This window comes from Bacillus sp. CPT56D-587-MTF (genome assembly GCF_058792335.1).
Map to the genome: position 1 here is coordinate 1354818 of NZ_JBYTEF010000001.1, position 15197 is coordinate 1370014.

The 15197-nt window shown below is 35.2% G+C and carries 15 protein-coding genes; 13 read left to right on the forward strand and 2 right to left on the reverse strand.

Features of this window, described 5'->3' with window-relative positions; genetic code table 11:
- Positions 1-14 precede the first annotated feature (14 nt).
- From AC3WVZ_RS07105 to AC3WVZ_RS07160, 12 genes are all read left to right on the forward strand, one after another.
- The gene (locus tag AC3WVZ_RS07105) at positions 15-1589 is read left to right on the forward strand and encodes a flagellar M-ring protein FliF C-terminal domain-containing protein (protein ID WP_000413931.1); all 1575 of its coding nucleotides are present in this window, start codon (positions 15-17) and stop codon (positions 1587-1589) included.
- A 13-nt stretch (positions 1590-1602) separates the two neighbouring features.
- Positions 1603-2610 (forward strand): flagellar motor switch protein FliG, encoded by a 1008-nt coding sequence (locus AC3WVZ_RS07110; protein ID WP_233936220.1) that lies wholly within the window; start codon positions 1603-1605, stop codon positions 2608-2610.
- Positions 2597-3286: a FliH/SctL family protein gene (locus AC3WVZ_RS07115; RefSeq protein WP_000051695.1), complete on the forward strand. Its 690-nt coding sequence runs from the start codon at positions 2597-2599 to the stop codon at positions 3284-3286. Before AC3WVZ_RS07110 ends, AC3WVZ_RS07115 begins: the two co-directional genes overlap by 14 nt.
- A complete protein-coding gene (gene fliI, locus AC3WVZ_RS07120) occupies positions 3283-4587 on the forward strand; it encodes a flagellar protein export ATPase FliI (protein ID WP_017672970.1) in 1305 nt (434 codons plus the stop codon). Before AC3WVZ_RS07115 ends, fliI begins: the two co-directional genes overlap by 4 nt.
- Positions 4588-4702: 115 nt before the next feature.
- Positions 4703-5113, forward strand: a complete 411-nt coding sequence (locus AC3WVZ_RS07125) for a hypothetical protein (protein ID WP_000360859.1) — start codon at positions 4703-4705, stop codon at positions 5111-5113.
- 10 nt (positions 5114-5123) lie between these two features.
- Complete coding sequence (locus AC3WVZ_RS07130) at positions 5124-6233, forward strand: flagellar hook-length control protein FliK (protein ID WP_000616450.1); 1110 nt, start codon at positions 5124-5126, stop codon at positions 6231-6233.
- Positions 6234-6236: 3 nt separating this feature from the next.
- Entirely contained in the window at positions 6237-6815 is a 579-nt protein-coding gene (locus AC3WVZ_RS07135) for a flagellar hook assembly protein FlgD (protein WP_001143463.1), read from the forward strand.
- Between the two features lie 16 nt (positions 6816-6831).
- The gene (locus tag AC3WVZ_RS07140) at positions 6832-8055 is read left to right on the forward strand and encodes a flagellar hook protein FlgE (protein WP_000588320.1); all 1224 of its coding nucleotides are present in this window, start codon (positions 6832-6834) and stop codon (positions 8053-8055) included.
- Between the two features lie 49 nt (positions 8056-8104).
- On the forward strand, positions 8105-8440 hold the full coding sequence (locus AC3WVZ_RS07145) for a DUF3964 family protein (protein WP_086409076.1): 336 nt from the start codon (positions 8105-8107) through the stop codon (positions 8438-8440).
- 214 nt (positions 8441-8654) lie between these two features.
- Positions 8655-9140 (forward strand): hypothetical protein, encoded by a 486-nt coding sequence (locus AC3WVZ_RS07150; RefSeq protein WP_000068301.1) that lies wholly within the window; start codon positions 8655-8657, stop codon positions 9138-9140.
- A 123-nt stretch (positions 9141-9263) separates the two neighbouring features.
- Positions 9264-10172, forward strand: coding sequence for a chemotaxis protein (locus AC3WVZ_RS07155; RefSeq protein WP_000075943.1), 909 nt, complete (start codon positions 9264-9266; stop codon positions 10170-10172).
- A 722-nt stretch (positions 10173-10894) separates the two neighbouring features.
- Entirely contained in the window at positions 10895-11842 is a 948-nt protein-coding gene (locus tag AC3WVZ_RS07160) for a DNA-binding domain-containing protein (protein WP_049108342.1), read from the forward strand.
- A gap of 95 nt (positions 11843-11937) precedes the next feature.
- Here the strand turns inward: AC3WVZ_RS07160 and AC3WVZ_RS07165 are convergent, their stop codons facing one another.
- Entirely contained in the window at positions 11938-12738 is an 801-nt protein-coding gene (locus tag AC3WVZ_RS07165) for a flagellin N-terminal helical domain-containing protein (protein WP_233936222.1), read from the reverse strand.
- A 239-nt stretch (positions 12739-12977) separates the two neighbouring features.
- A complete protein-coding gene (locus AC3WVZ_RS07170) occupies positions 12978-14123 on the reverse strand; it encodes a flagellin N-terminal helical domain-containing protein (protein WP_233936224.1) in 1146 nt (381 codons plus the stop codon).
- A gap of 257 nt (positions 14124-14380) precedes the next feature.
- Between AC3WVZ_RS07170 and AC3WVZ_RS07175 the strand changes: the two genes are divergently transcribed.
- A complete protein-coding gene (locus tag AC3WVZ_RS07175) occupies positions 14381-15166 on the forward strand; it encodes a lytic transglycosylase domain-containing protein (RefSeq protein ID WP_048656977.1) in 786 nt (261 codons plus the stop codon).
- The last annotated feature ends 31 nt before the right edge of the window (positions 15167-15197 follow it).

Sequence of the window (15197 nt, forward strand, 5' to 3'; positions counted from 1 at the left end):
ACGGGTGTGTTTAAATGGAAAAGATGAAAAATGTTATCCAATCGTTAAAAACGTGGCATAAGTTAGTAATCGGTGCTGCGCTTTTAGCGATTGTAACAGGAGCACTTTTATACTTCACCTTGCCAGATAAATATGTTGTTGTATATCAAAATTTAAATGATGCAGATAAACAAGAGATTACAGCAGAATTATCGAAGTTAGGTGTCGATTACCAATTAGCGGCCGATGGTTCAATTCGTGTGCAAAAGAATGATGCTCCATGGGTTCGAAAAGAAATGAATGGGATGGGCCTACCGTTTAATTCGAAAAGCGGTGAAGAAATTTTATTAGAAAGCTCTCTCGGTTCAAGTGAACAAGATAAAAAAATGAAGCAAATTGTCGGTACGAAGAAGCAATTGGAACAAGATATTGTAAGAAACTTTGCGACAGTTGAAACGGCAAATGTTCAAATTACATTGCCTGAAAAAGAGACGATTTTTGATGAAGAAAAAGCGAAAGGAACAGCGGCGATTACGGTTGGAGTGAAACGTGGACAATTGTTAACGGCTGATCAAGTTGCAGGTATACAGCAAATGATTAGTGCAGCGGTTCCTGGTGTGAAAGCAGAAGAAGTAAGTGTTATTGATAGTAAAAAAGGTGTTATCTCAAAAGGAGCAGATGAAGCACATTCTAGTAGTTCCTCTTCTTATGAGAAAGAAGTAGAGATGCAGCACCAACTTGAAGGTAAATTAAAGCAAGATATTGATGCAACGTTAATGACGATGTTTAAACCGAATGAATATAAAGTGAATACGAAAGTATCTGTAAACTACGATGAAGTTACACGTCAGTCAGAGAAGTATGGTGATAAAGGTGTACTTCGTAGTAAACAAGAGCAAGAAGAAAGCTCTACTGCGCAAGAAGGGGCAGATACGAAGCAAGGTGCTGGTATTACAGCGAACGGTGAAGTGCCAAACTACGGTACGAACAATAATCAAAATGGTAAAGTTGTCTACGATAATAAAAATGGCAACAAAATCGAAAACTATGAAATAGATAAAACAGTTGAAACAATTAAGAAACACCCAGAATTAACGAAAACAAATGTTGTTGTATGGGTAGATAATGATACGTTAGTAAAACGAAGAATTGATATGACAACTTTTAAAGAAGCAATTGGAACAGCGGCAGGACTTCAAGCTGATCCGAACGGTAACTTTATAAATGGTCAAGTTAACGTTGTAACTGTTCAGTTCGATCAGCCGAAAGCTGAAAAAGAGAAAGAGCCAGAAAAAAGTGGTATGAACTGGTGGTTATTCGGTGGAATTACAGCTGGCTTATTAGCAATCGGTGGTCTAGTATGGTTCTTATTAGCAAGACGTAAGAGAAAGAAAGAAGAAGAGGAATATGAAGAATACTTAGCAGAAGATGAAATTGCTGCAAGTAATGAAAGTATCTTGGAAATTCCTGAAGAAAAAATAGTGCCAGAGCCAAAACCTGAACCAGAAGAACCGAAAGAACCAACGTTAGATGAACAAGTGCAGGATGCTACGAAAGAACATGTAGAAGGTACTGCAAAAGTAATTAAAAAATGGTTAAACGGACAGTAAGGGAGGAACAACGATGTTAGATGAAATCTCCTCCAAAGAAAAAGCTGCCATCCTCATTCGTACATTAGACGAAGGGGTGGCAGCAAAAGTCATTGAATATATGACAGCTGAGGAAAAAGAAGTATTACTTCGTGAAATTGCGAAGTTTCGTGTATATAAACCAGAAACGTTAGAGAATGTACTAGGAGAGTTCTTATATGAACTAAATGTAAAAGAATTGAACTTAGTCACTCCAGATAAAGAGTATATTCGTCGTATATTTAAAAACATGCCAGAAGACGAACTGGAAAAATTATTGGAAGACCTTTGGTATAACAAAGATAATCCATTTGAATTCTTAAATTCACTTACAGATTTAGAACCACTTCTTACAGTGCTTAATGATGAGTCACCACAAACAATTGCAATTATCGCTTCTTATATTAAACCGCAACTTGCGTCTCAATTAATTGAGAGATTGCCAGATCATAAGCGAGTAGAAACGGTAATGGGGATTGCGAAACTAGAACAAGTTGATGGTGAATTAATTAATCAAATTGGTGAGTTGTTAAAAACGAAATTGAATAATATGGCATTTAGTGCAATTAATAAAACTGATGGCTTGAAAACAATCGTAAACATTTTAAATAATGTTTCACGAGGCGTTGAAAAAACAGTCTTTCAAAAACTGGATGAAGTCGATTATGAGTTATCTGAGAAAATTAAAGAAAATATGTTTGTCTTTGAAGACTTACTTGGTCTTGAAGATCTTGCGCTTCGCCGTGTATTAGAAGAAATTACAGATAACGGTGTTCTTGCGAAAGCACTTAAAATTGCAAAAGAAGAAATTAAAGAGAAATTATTTACATGTATGTCTTCAAACCGTAAAGAGATGATTCTAGAAGAATTAGATGGCTTAGGACCGCTTAATAAGATGACGGATGCTGAAAAAGCGCAGCAAACGATCACTGGTACAGTGAAAAAGCTAGAGAAAGAAGGAAGAATTATCGTTCAAAGAGGTGAAGAGGATGTCCTTATTTAAAAACAGAATTCCGAAGAATTCTGTTTCTTTTTCTGAAGAAACGTATGAATTACAATTTCCAAAACCAGCTTCAGTCCAAATAGAAGAGGAAGAATTACAAGCAGATCATGCAGAGCTTCGCGCCCAGCAAGAATCATTACATATGGAAATGAATCAGCTAAGGCAAGAGCAGCAAATGCTAGAACGAGAGCGTCAGCAGTTATTACAAGATAAAGAACAATTTCAAATGCATATTCATGAACAAATGGAACAGATGGAAGCAGCGCGTGTGCAGTTTCAAAAAGAACAACAAGAAATAGCATATGAATGGACAGAGTTATTATGGGATCAATCATTTCATTTAGCAGAAAAAATCGTGAATCAAGCGGTAGATTCACGATTGCTTGATGTGCTACCTATTTTAACTGGCATCGTGCAAACATTGCCAACTTCGTTTGAAAAATTAATCATTACAGTACATCCAGAAACGTTTGAACGTATTCAAGAAGAGAAGGAGAATACGAAAGAATATTGGTTACTACAATTAGTAGAATGGAAATATGATTTCTCCCTGCAGTTTGGTGAATTTGTTCTGGAAGAAGAGAAAGAGTTCTTTGAATTTAAATTTGCACCTATATTTGCGAAACTTCGTCAGAAATGGGAAGAAGAGAAGTTATTTGAGGAGCAAAATGTATGAGCCGCCTGTTAATGAATGAGAACGAAAAATGGAATAAGTTCATTGAAACACCGCTGTATACGAAAGTAGGCAAAGTTCATAGTGTACAAGAACAGTTTTTCGTAGCAAAAGGGCCGAAAGCGAAGATCGGAGATGTTTGCTTCGTTGGAGAACATAACGTCTTATGTGAAGTGATTGCTATTGAAAAAGAAAATAATATGCTACTTCCATTTGAACAGACAGAAAAAGTATGTTATGGAGATTCAGTGACACTAGTTTCAGAGGATGTTGTTGTACCACGTGGTAATCACTTGCTCGGAAAAGTGTTAAGTGCAAATGGTGAAGTGTTAAATGAGAAAGCTGAAAACATTCCATTACAGAAAATAAAACTAGATGCACCGCCTATACATGCATTTGAACGTGAAGAGATTACCGATGTATTTGAAACAGGAATAAAATCAATTGATTCTATGCTAACAATTGGTATCGGTCAAAAGATTGGTATTTTTGCTGGGTCAGGTGTTGGTAAATCTACTTTACTTGGAATGATAGCAAAAAATGCAAAAGCTGATATAAACGTTATTAGTTTAGTAGGAGAACGTGGCCGGGAAGTAAAAGACTTTATTCGAAAAGAGTTAGGCGAGGAAGGTATGCGAAAAAGCGTCGTTGTTGTAGCGACGTCAGATGAAAGTCATCTTATGCAACTTCGTGCAGCGAAACTCGCAACGTCTATTGCTGAATACTTCCGTGATCAAGGTAATAACGTATTACTTATGATGGACTCTGTTACTCGTTTTGCCGATGCACGAAGAAGTGTTGATATTGCTGTTAAAGAGTTACCGATTGGTGGTAAAACACTATTAATGGAAAGTTATATGAAGAAGCTGTTAGAGCGGTCCGGTAAAACACAAAAGGGATCTATAACAGGTATTTATACGGTGCTTGTTGATGGGGACGATTTAAATGGTCCTGTACCAGATTTAGCACGTGGTATTTTAGATGGACATATCGTATTAAAGCGTGAGCTTGCAACGCTTAGTCATTATCCTGCAATTTCAGTATTAGATTCAGTAAGTAGGATTATGGAAGAAATCGTTTCACCACATCATTGGCAACTTGCAAATGAAATGAGAAAGATTTTATCAATTTATAAAGAAAATGAATTGTATTTTAAGTTAGGAACGATTCAAGAAAATGAAGAAAATGCTTATATTTTTGAATGTAAAAATAAAGTAGAAGGCATAAATACATTTTTAAAGCAAGGCCGATCGGATAGTTTCCCATTTGATGATATCGTTGAAGCGATACACCATATAGTATAAGGCCTCTGCCCAAGAGGTCTTATTTTTTTGTTTTTTAATATTTCACAGATTTTTTTGAAAAAAACTATATAATAGAAAAAGAGAACGTTATAATAGGAAGGGGCTATGAAAACAGGTGGATAAACAGCAGTACGACACAATAAAATTGCAAATAAATCAAGAAAAAGAGCATATTTTAAAAGAAGTGTATGAATTAACAGCTGAAAAAAGAAAAATAGAACAAAAAAAAGAATATGATTTATATGTTGTGAAATCGCGTAGTAAAGTCGTACAAACTGGGCAACGTATTATGGCTGGCATGCTTTCTTCACATACGTTTTCACCTGAAAGAATAGAAGAATGGAATCGAAAAATTAAAAAAACAGAAGGTTTTATTCAAAAAAATGAAAGCCTTTTAGAGCAAGTAAAAGAAAAAGAACGTGTCATTGATGAGATGTATCAAGAAGATTGCAGAAAGCTTGCGAAAGCACAAGAAAAGCTGGAAGAAAAAATGCTTCTGGATTTGAAAATGTGTATGAATGGATGAGGTGAATGTAGTGATACAGTCTGTATTACCGGTGCAACAAAGTTTACCTCCGCAAAAAGAAAAAGGGCTAGAAGTACAATCGAAAAATGAAGATTCTTCATTCGATCGTACGATGAGAATCGAAAATAAAAAGCAGCCGAAAACGGAGAAAACGAAACGAGAAGAAGCACCAAAAGAAGAGAAAAAAGAATATAACCTTTCTAAACCATCGGTAACGAAAGAAGAACCAATTGTAAAGAAAGAAGAAAAAAAAGAGACAGAACAGTTGTTATTAGCTGTATCTGAGCAAATGGTTGCAATTGAGCAATTACATGTGCAGCCGGAATTGTTATATCAATACATACAAAAAATACAAGAGCTATATAAAGAATATGGCAATATTAAACTTAATGAATTACCTGCAGCTGAATTACAACAATTACAAGAACTTCTTTCAAATATGAATATCAAAAATGCTATATGTTTAGAAGATACAATGCAAATGGTATTAGACAAAATGAAGATGCCAGAGCAAACGATGCAAGCATTGAAGGTTGTAGAAACAGAAACTTGTAATATTGCAAAGGAACAAGAAGAGTCTAAAGAGGTAGATCTTCCGAAACTTGAGAGCGATGATGCAAAGGTAGAGTTGCCAGAAGTTGATGCATTAAACGATTCGAGCTCTGCAGGTGCAGAATTATTAAATAAAACGACGAGTACCGAACAAGTAGGGAAATCAAATAGTGGTGCTGAGAAAGTTTCATTACCTGACTTAGGAAAGAAAATGGAAGCGCAAGTAGAAGCGCTGCAAAAATTTGTAGTGAAACAAGAACGTGTTTTATTCCAGTTAAATCCAGAAAAACTTGGTACATTAACAGTGTTTATGAAAAAACACGGAGATCAAATTGACGTTCACGTAGAAATGGAAAAACACGATGCGAAAAAACGTGTTGAAATCATTTTTGATGAATTGAGATTAAAGTTAAAAGAAAAAGAAATCAATATTCAAATTAGCTATTCAGATAAAGATGAAAATCGTAAAGAACAGCGAGAACAAGAGCAAAGGCAAAAACAAAAATTAGCAAATACAAATCATGAAAAACAACAATCAACAGAATTTGCGGGATTATTGGAGGAATAAAGCGTGCCAACAGTTGGATTAAATACAACGAGTACAAATCATATTCCGTTACAAGCAGGAGCGCAAAAAAGTAATGTACCTGTTAATGGTGTACAATCGCCAGTGCAACAAAGTAATGGAGTTTCAGCAGGAGCGCAAAAGACTCCTGGGGTAATGGGGAAAGATGATTTCCTAAAATTATTTTTATCAAGTTTCCAACATCAAGATCCATTTAATGCGATGGATATGAATCAAATGATGAATCAGACAGCGCAGTTATCTCTTATGGAACAAGTACAGAATATGACGAAAGCAGTAGATAAGCTGCAATCAACGATGTATTCAACAGCACTTGATGGTGGAATGAAGTTTTTAGGGAAATACGTAAGAGGTGTTGACGGCGAAGGAAACAAAGTAACTGGTCAAGTAGAGACAGTTCGCCTTGCAGAAAATAACGATGTGCAGCTCGTTATTAATAATAAAGTTGTATCTCTTCGTTTCGTTGAGAGAGTGTCTGATAAACCGATTGGAGAAACGAATCCAGAAGACGCAAAGAAAGACGATCAAAAAGTAACTGAAGAAGTAAAAACTACAAATTCATAAGGAGTGTCCATACGTTATGATTAAAGCGTTATATACAAGTATCACAGGAATGAATGCAACACAAAATGCATTAAGTGTAACTTCAAATAATATTGCCAATGCACAAACAGTAGGTTATAAAAAACAAAAAGCAATGTTTGATGATTTACTATATAACAATTCGATTGGTGCAAAAGGTGACGGTAAATACGCCGGAACAAATCCGAAAAGTATTGGTAATGGTGTGAAAATGAGTGGTACAGTTACGGATTATAGTGATGGTACAATTACGTTAACAGGTGGCAAAACACAAGCCGCAATGGAAGGTAATGGTTTCTTCGTTGTAGGTGATTCAAAAGGCGGAAATATGGAATTTACTCGTAAAGGTACGTTTGGGATATCTTCAGATTACTATATTACGAATACTGAAGGTCAATACGTGTTTGCATACCCTGCAAATGAGGCAACTGGTGAAGTTGATTTATCTGGAATTCCAGGACCGTTGCAAATTCCAATGGGAACAGCAATTGGTGGTATTCGAACATCGAAAGGGACAATTAAAGGGAATATTCCAACTGGTGAAAAACAAATTACACAAGATTTACCTGTATATGATAATGCGGGAAATACATGGACAATGCGTGTAGAGTTTAAACAAACGAGTGAACATAACTATACATATAAAGTACAAATGCGCAATGACTCGAAAAAAGAAACAGAGTTTAAAGATGTTCCAGGTGCAGGTGGTAATATGACATTTGATGCTGTTGGAAATCCAAATCCGAAAGAGCAAGGAGCCAATATTCCATTTGATGGCGGCTCTATAAAATTAGATTTAAGCCATTTAACCAATCATCCAACAGATAAAACATTATCAGTAACAGACGTAGATGGTAGAGCAGCAGCAACGGTTAAAGATTGCTTCATTGCTGACGGTGGATACGTAATGGTAAAATATTCTGATGGAAGTATGAAATCTGCAGGTCAATTAGCTGTTGCGATGTTCCCGAACGAAGGCGGACTAATGAAAACAGGTAATGGTAACTATACAGCAACGAATACAACAGGTATTTTAGCTCTTGGTGCATCTGGTCAAAACGGTGCAGGTAAAGTACGCGGTGGTGCACAAGAAGGTGCAAACGTAGATTTATCTGTAGAATTCGTTGACTTAATGTTATACCAACGCGGATTCCAAGGAAATGCGAAAGTAATTAAAGTTTCAGATGAAGTATTAAATGAAGTTGTAAACTTAATTCGATAATATATCGTAAGGAAAAAATGTAATGGAGTAGAAAGGGTTTTTTATTCGTATGACAAGACAAGAGCGAATTTTACAATTGCCTTTTTTCGAAAATAAACGTGAACTTGCCGAGCAAGTATTAAAAATAGAACGAGAAGAGCATGTATATTTACCAGATCAATTTGAAATTAAGCAAGTGCCTCCGTATTCATTTGGTGAAAAACAAGCAATCATTGGCCGTATCCATGAGTTTTATTTCATAAGTGTTGGTAGCGATAGCGTTTGGAAGTATCAACTGTTTAAGGATGAGATGAAGTGTCGTGAGTTTTTTGTTATGTTGCCAAATATTACGAATCAGCAAATAGCGTTTTGGTTTAATAACATAGAGTTATTGAAAGGTTCTTAAAAGCACTTTTTAGGTTTTGAGAGAGGACCTGGCGATGTTTTGGAGCGGTTAGTGCCTAATAGAGTCCCGACCGATGTGTAAGACCAGAGATATGTAGAGTTACTAGAGTAGTATGGTAGTGTAAGAAGTGGTAATATAAAAGAGTTTTAAGTTAATTTAAGGTAGTTGTAGTATACAATTAGACTGAATTTCTATAAAAGGAGAGGTGAGGAGGATGGCGCAAAATAAGTATCGCGTTACATTCATTTCGCCGAGTGAGGTTGAGCAGCGGACTGTAATGGCGGCGAATAGTTTGCCAGATTTAATTCGTAAAGTAGAAAGTATTATCGCAGATCCAAACGGTTATTTTGTGAATGATAAAAAAAATAATTGTTATTTTAAAGTGATTAAAGAAAATGTTACGTTTATTCAATATGAGTTACTATTTTCGGATAAGGAAATTCATATTGAAAAATTAAAACATATAGCACCGGTAGTATTAAAGCGATTATTCGAAAAAATAAATGACCCGGAATTATATGCACTCGCGCTACTTGATGTTGATATAGCAACGAAAGAATATGTGCTAGCAGAAATGAATTCTGAGCTGAGAATAAGAGTAGAGACCGAGCTTTCGAAAAAATGGGAAGCAATGCCGACGGAAATTGTAGGAGCACAAGAAGTGTTATTAGAGGCACTTGCTTCGTTTATACAAGATTAATTGTTTTTTAATAAAATGAATCGTTCGACTATCTATATTTTTTATATAGGTAGTTGACTTTTTCGCTTTTATAAAGCTTAATAATTAGATATACGGAATTAATGGAAGGGGAGCGACACCTTTATGTCACAAGCACAAAGTATTTTATTAGAAAGCGGAACAAATGAATTAGAGATTGTTACGTACACTGTTGGTGAAAACCTATTTAGTATTAATGTAATGAAAGTACGTGAAATCATTAATCCATTCCCTGTTACAACTGTGCCAGAATCTCATCATGCAGTTGAAGGTGTTGTTCAAGTACGTGGTGAAATTTTACCTGTTATTAACTTGGCAATGGCTCTTAATTTAAAGTCAACAAAGCCACTTGATCAAACGAAATTTATCATCTCAGAATTAAACCAAATGAAAGTCATTTTCCGCGTTGATGAAGTGCATCGTATTCAACGTATTTCGTGGGAACAAATTGATGAACCAGCTTCATTATCTATGGGACTAGAAGAAACGACATCTGGTATTGTAAAACTAGATGGCAAAATCATCTTACTATTAGATTATGAAAAAATTGTATGTGAAATTAGCGGCACTGGTTATGACAATAAATCAATTGCAGGGTTAGAACAAAAAACAGATCGAGCTGAAAAAGTAATTTATATTGCAGAAGATTCAGCGATGCTTCGCCAAATATTAGAAGAAACATTATCATCAGCTGGATATACGAAAATGAACTTCTTCAGCAATGGTGCAGAAGCGTTAGCACAAATTGAAAAATTAGCGAAAGAGCAAGGTGAAAAAATGTTTGAACATATTCACCTGCTAATTACGGATATTGAAATGCCAAAAATGGATGGACATCATTTAACGAAAGTGGTTAAGGATAGTGAAGTAATGAATCGTTTACCAGTCATTATTTTCTCTTCATTAATTACAAATGAATTATTCCATAAAGGTGAAGCTGTAGGAGCAAATGCTCAAGTAAGTAAGCCAGATATTCAAGAGCTAATTGGTTTAGTTGATAAGTTAGTGCTTTAAAAACTTCTATTTAGCCAGAATAGAAGCTCTAGCTAAGTGTTGAGCGGTCAGTGCTTAATAGAGCCCTATGCGATGTTGAGATATAGGTAACTAGAAGAGCTGGTGTATAACATTTTTCTATTTAGTAGGAATAGAGGAAGTACTTATGTAAGGAAGTTTTCAGTGCTTAATAGAGTCTCATGCGATGTGAGTTCAGAGGTATGAAGTAGTTTTAGGTAAGAAGAAGTGAGACTTCGATTGAGGATTTGAAGACTGGGTTTATAACTCTATTCTGTTAGAGAGAGGAAGGAATTAGCCAATGCTACATATGGCTAATTCCTTTTTAGTATTCTATACTTTAAGCTGGTAGAAAAATGAAAGGTTTCTGGGGTGTTTGGTGCTGTATGTATGAAAATTCTTCATTTGAAGATTTTTGATTTAAAAATATAAGCAAACGCATTTTCAATGGTTATTTTATTAATATTTCGTGGTAGCGCAAATTTTTTCGGTGAAAAAATATTCAAAATACCATATAATATAATTAAATGTAATTAATATGCAATTTTGCATATTAATAAAAAACATTTTCCAAATTTTTATACTTTCTATACATTTTTGTATGTTTATTATTTGACAGATAATTTCGAACTGTTATAATATGGATATGTAAAAATTGCTATTTTCTTAAAAGACATGGGAGTCAGATGAGAATTGTGAAAGGATGAGGGGGAGTGGCACAGATTATGTATCACCACACAGCAATTAATGTATTAGGTCTTTTACAAAACATGTCAAATAATAAAATGAACGATATGCAACTAGAGGTGGAATTTAAAAAAATAGAAAAAGAATTCCAAGTAAAGTATGAAGAATTAGTTGATTTACATAATAGAATGGTATTATTTCAAATAGATATAGAAAAAAATGGCGGGATGCGAGCATATGAAAAATCAGCAATTACATGGCTGAAGTCTGAACTAGAGCTACTGTATGAAGTGTATCAATTTTGTCAACGTCACGGTTTAAACATTTTAAATATTTCAAAATACGTAAGTAAAAATGAACTAAATCTTTTTCCAAAAACAGAAAGTCAATTGCAAAATACGTATTATAAATTGAAAAAACGTGAAATACCGTTTGAAAATATTGAAAAACAAAAACCAGGACGAAAGCGAAAATATATACCAGTAAAAGAAACAATCGTTGCAAGAAAACAAAAAAATGAGTACGAATTAAAAGAAGAAATCCAGCATAAAGAGGATGAAAAAAATCTTGTAACAGTTATATCTGGTATCGTTGATAACTTTGAAACAATTAATCAATGTAGTGAAAGGAAAGAAGACGAACTACATCAGTTTATGGAAGGTATTTATAAGCTTTCTAGCATGGCAGCAGGGCGTTCTAGAGAAGCAAAGAATACACGTAGCTTAGAAGGTGAATTGCAGTCGTTACAACTAGAAAATGAAAGGCTAAAACGAGAGAAAGAAGAGCTTGTACAAGATATTAAAGGTATGACGCAGCTTTTAATTCATTTCATTACAAGTTCTGATATCGATCAAATTCGTAAATTACCAACTTTCGTACAAGATTGTAAAATGGAATTACATAAACTAGGGCTATATAATGCACAAGACGGTAAAATGAAAATAATGGTTGACCGTAGCGGACAAGTTATGACGGTAACACAGTAATAAAATTTGGGTACAAAATAAAAGGGAGATACATAGTTTATATGTATTTCCCTTTTGTTTTGTATGGAATCGTTCCAAAAATGGAAGATTAATTTTTATGATTGTAGTAGTTTAAAGACCATTTTCGGAATTTGGTTCGCTTGTGAAACCATACTAATTGCAACTTCAGTCAATAATTTGAACTTTAAAAAATCACTCATCTCCTGCGCCATGTCTGCATCTTCAATTCGTGATGCAGCATCTGTTAACGCCATACTTTGGTTATTTAAATTTTCAATATTAAACTGTAAACGATTTATCATTGCACCAAGGTCGGCACGATGAAGTGACACACTTTGCAAAGCCTCTTCAATTTTAAGGAGCGCCGCTCTGGCTTCTTGTTCTGTTGAAATCTTGATGTCGTGTTGTGTAGGAGAAGGAGGAATATGTTTCGTCATATTTATCGTATGATCGATATCGTCTAATGTAATAGGGCGGTTTTGACCGTCAAATACAGATAAATCATTAAACTCAGTCGTCTCGCCAATATAGCCAATTTGTTCTGTTAAAGACTGAAACTCTTTATTCAGCGAATGACGGTTTTTATTTGAATTTGTACCGTTCGCAGATTGAACGGCTAAATCACGCATACGCTGTAAAATATTTGTCACAGTTTGAAGGGCAGCTTCCGCCGTGCGAAGCATCGATATCGCATCCTCATTATTACGAATCGCCACGCGCATACCACTTGCTCTCGCATGCATACGAGTCACAACTGCAACATTAGCGGGATTATCCGAAGCGTTGTTCAACTTCTTATCAGTCGCCAAATGCTCCATTGCAACATTCATACGCTTCTCATTCTCATACAACGACTGCCTAGCATTCATACTCAAAACATTCGTACCAATACGCATAATAGACACTCCTTATAGATTGATATAGTCAGTGTTCTAAAGCTAATAAAAGGTCATGAAAAAATAAAAAGGCTTATGCTTATTTGCTATTTGTGTTTTAGCATAAGAGGGGATCAAGATAAGCACTAACCGCTTCTATGCACTGCAGATGCTCTCTTCCATCAAAAAAAAGAAGTTTTTATAAAAAATAAACCTCTCCGCAAGCAGAGAGGTTTATTCAGGAAACTAACTCAAATGGCTTATTGTAATAATTTAGAAACCATTTGTGGAGTTTGGTTTGCTTGAGAAAGCATGCTGATTCCAGCTTCGTTCAAGATTTTGAACTTAGTCATTTCAGACATTTCTTTCGCCATGTCAGCGTCTTCGATTTGAGAAGCAGCTGCAGCCATAGAAGAAGACTGGCTCTTCAGGTTATTTACGTTAAAGTCAAGACGGTTTAATGTAGCACCAAGAGTTGCACGGTTAGAAGCAATTGACTCAAGAGCTGAATCAATTGCTTTGATAGCTCCAGAAGCATTTTGTACTCCTTTTTCAATTTCGTCTCCTACTTTAGGAGCAACAAATGCTGTACCAATTGCCTTAGCTTTGTCTAAAGTTGTATCTTTAGCATATTCTGCAATTGCATTATCAACGGCTTCGGTCTGTGCCTTAGACATTAGAGGTTTAACTTTTTCATATGCCCCCTTAAATGCATCAACAGCGTTTTTAATTTCTCCTGCAGTAGAACCAGTGCCCGGAGTTGTTGGAGCTGTTAGTTTTGAGAATGCTTCTTTTGCTGTAGTAATATCCGCTTGAACAGCCTTGATATCATCATCAGTAAGTTTAACTTTAGTAGTTTCTGTTGTGCTTAACCCAGAAATTGTAATTTCGTCAATTTTCAATGCTTTAGTAGAAGAATCAGCTAAATTGATGTTAATTTGTTTAGTTGTGTCTGCATTATCTAGAGTTTGAATAGCAATAGTTTTGTTTTCGCCATTTAATAATTTTTTGTCATTAAACTCTGTATTTTTAGAAATGTAATCGATTTGTTCTTTTAATGCAGAAAATTCTTTATCTAGTGCTTTTTGGTTGTCATCAGTATTCGTACCATTTGCAGATTGGTTAGCAAGGTCACGCATACGAAGTAAGATGTTAGATACTGAGTTCATTGCTGAGTCAGCTGTACGGATTAAAGACATACCGTCTTGTGTGTTGTTAGCTGCTACTCCTAATCCACTTTCACGAGCACGCATACGAGTTGCGATTGCAAGACCTGCTGCATCGTCAGAAGCGTTGTTGATACGTTTACCGCTTGATAAACGGTCCGTAGCGTTGCTCATTTTAGCTTGGTTTTGGCGCATGTACTCTTGAGTACGCATGCTGTTAATGTTTGTATTAATTCTCATGTTAAGAAACCCCCATTTTTTTATATTGACTTTTCTGCAAATTGAAAAACGGTAATATACGAAAAAATCAATTTCGAGATTTATTGTAATCCTTGCCACAACGGGTGTCAACTAAAAATTCGAATTAATAAATATAAAAAAATAACAGTTTAACAATATATTCATTTTTTTATTACATAATTATTAAAAGGATTATTGCAAACTTTAAAAAAAAACTCTAATATTAGATTATCTTTGTTTACCGAAAAGGTGATATTATGATAGTTGGAAATATAGTAAAAGAAGTGCTTGCATATAAAAAAGGGCAAATTCAGCAAAAGCTAAGTAGTCCACAAGCATTCGTTAGTAGTCGTTTTCAAGAGAAGTTGCAGAGTGAGCCTGCGAAGGAGACGAAAGAAACTACGCAGCCGGCAAAAGTAGAAGATATGAGTCAGCCGGTACAATCTACGAAAATAGAAGCGGTTGTTAATAAACCCGTAGAAACTATTAATAAAGTAGAGGAAGCGAGTAAGTCTGAAGAAAAGGCTGAAACGAAGAAAGCAGATGAAGTGCAAGTTGCGCAAAAAGAGTTTGAACGACGTTTCCCAGAAACGAAAAATGAGGCTGTTGATACGTGGGAATTAACGAAGAAGTATAATATTCAAAAAATACGTTCTTCCAATGAAGGGAAGTATGAGGATATTATTGATCGTGTAAGTCGTACATATGGAATTCCGAAAACGTTAATTCAAAAAATGATTGAAGTAGAGTCTAATTTTAATCCGAAAACGGTATCACATGCAGGTGCGATGGGTCTTATGCAGCTTATGCCAGCGAATGTGAAGGAGATGGGTGTGAAGAATCCATTTTCACCAGCTGAAAGTATTGAAGGTGGCGTGAAAGAGTTAAGCGGTTATTTAAAGAAAAATAACGGCGACTTAGTATTGGCGCTTGCTTCTTATAATGCTGGTCCTGGTAATGTGAGAAAGTACGGAGGCGTACCGCCATTTAAAGAAACGCAAGGATATATTAAAAAAATATTAAATATCGACGTTTCAAAATAAGAAGTTTCATATATAGAGAGAACATGAAATT

Coding starts and splice junctions, on each gene's coding strand:
- AC3WVZ_RS07105 (WP_000413931.1), top strand. CDS start 15: ATGGAAAAGATGAAAAATGTTATCCAATCGTTAAAAACGTGGCATAAG.
- AC3WVZ_RS07110 (WP_233936220.1), top strand. CDS start 1,603: ATGTTAGATGAAATCTCCTCCAAAGAAAAAGCTGCCATCCTCATTCGT.
- AC3WVZ_RS07115 (WP_000051695.1), top strand. CDS start 2,597: ATGTCCTTATTTAAAAACAGAATTCCGAAGAATTCTGTTTCTTTTTCT.
- fliI (WP_017672970.1), top strand. CDS start 3,283: ATGAGCCGCCTGTTAATGAATGAGAACGAAAAATGGAATAAGTTCATT.
- AC3WVZ_RS07140 (WP_000588320.1), top strand. CDS start 6,832: ATGATTAAAGCGTTATATACAAGTATCACAGGAATGAATGCAACACAA.
- AC3WVZ_RS07145 (WP_086409076.1), top strand. CDS start 8,105: ATGACAAGACAAGAGCGAATTTTACAATTGCCTTTTTTCGAAAATAAA.
- AC3WVZ_RS07150 (WP_000068301.1), top strand. CDS start 8,655: ATGGCGCAAAATAAGTATCGCGTTACATTCATTTCGCCGAGTGAGGTT.
- AC3WVZ_RS07155 (WP_000075943.1), top strand. CDS start 9,264: ATGTCACAAGCACAAAGTATTTTATTAGAAAGCGGAACAAATGAATTA.
- AC3WVZ_RS07160 (WP_049108342.1), top strand. CDS start 10,895: ATGTATCACCACACAGCAATTAATGTATTAGGTCTTTTACAAAACATG.
- AC3WVZ_RS07165 (WP_233936222.1), bottom strand. CDS start 12,738: ATGCGTATTGGTACGAATGTTTTGAGTATGAATGCTAGGCAGTCGTTG.
- AC3WVZ_RS07170 (WP_233936224.1), bottom strand. CDS start 14,123: ATGAGAATTAATACAAACATTAACAGCATGCGTACTCAAGAGTACATG.
- AC3WVZ_RS07175 (WP_048656977.1), top strand. CDS start 14,381: ATGATAGTTGGAAATATAGTAAAAGAAGTGCTTGCATATAAAAAAGGG.